A 689-nucleotide genomic window follows, 5' to 3' on the forward strand; every position below is an offset into this window, starting at 1 on the left:
CTGCTGCACCGCGAGGAGGAGCGGGAGAGGCTGGGCCGGCTCCTGTCGCGCGGCCGCTCCGTACGGCTCACCGGCCCCTCCGGCTCCGGGCGCAGCGTCCTGCTCGACGCCGTCGCCGACGACTGCGCGGGCCTCGCGCCCGACGGCGTCGTCCGGCTCAGCGGCTACGGCCGCACCCCCGGCGACCTGCTCCACGAGCTGTTCGCCGCCGTCCACCACGCCCCGCTGCACCGGCCCGACCGGGCCGGGCTGATGGCCGCCGTGCAGAACATCGGCGCCGTCGTCGTCCTGGACGACCTGGAGTTCGGCGGTGTCGCGCTCGACGAGCTCCTCGACGCCACGCCCGAGTGCGCCTTCCTCTTCTCCGCGACGCCCGACGTCCCCGCCCCCTCGGCCGACTCGCACGTCGAGGAGGTCTTCCTCGGCGGGCTCGGCCGCACCGGCTGCCTGGAGCTGCTGGAGCGCGCCGTGGACCGGGCGCTGACGGACGAGGAGGCCGACTGGGTCGCCGACCTGTGGTTCGAGTCCGAGGGGCTGCCCCTGCGGTTCGTCCAGGCCGGCGCGCTGCTGCGGCTGGGCGCGACGGCCGGCGCGGCCGCGCCCGAGGCGTTCGACGCCTTCGGCGAGCGGCCCGCCGCCGAGGACGGGACGGCCGGGACGGACGAGCGGGGCCCCGCCCCGCTGCCCAC

At 77.9% G+C, this 689-nt stretch carries 1 protein-coding gene; it reads left to right on the forward strand.

What is annotated here, in order from left to right:
- A partial coding sequence (locus K6I33_RS35485; RefSeq protein WP_229358897.1) for an ATP-binding protein occupies positions 1-689 on the forward strand: 689 nt, incomplete at both ends.

Source organism: Streptomyces sp. UNOB3_S3, from assembly GCF_020740895.1.
Lineage (GTDB): Bacteria > Actinomycetota > Actinomycetes > Streptomycetales > Streptomycetaceae > Streptomyces.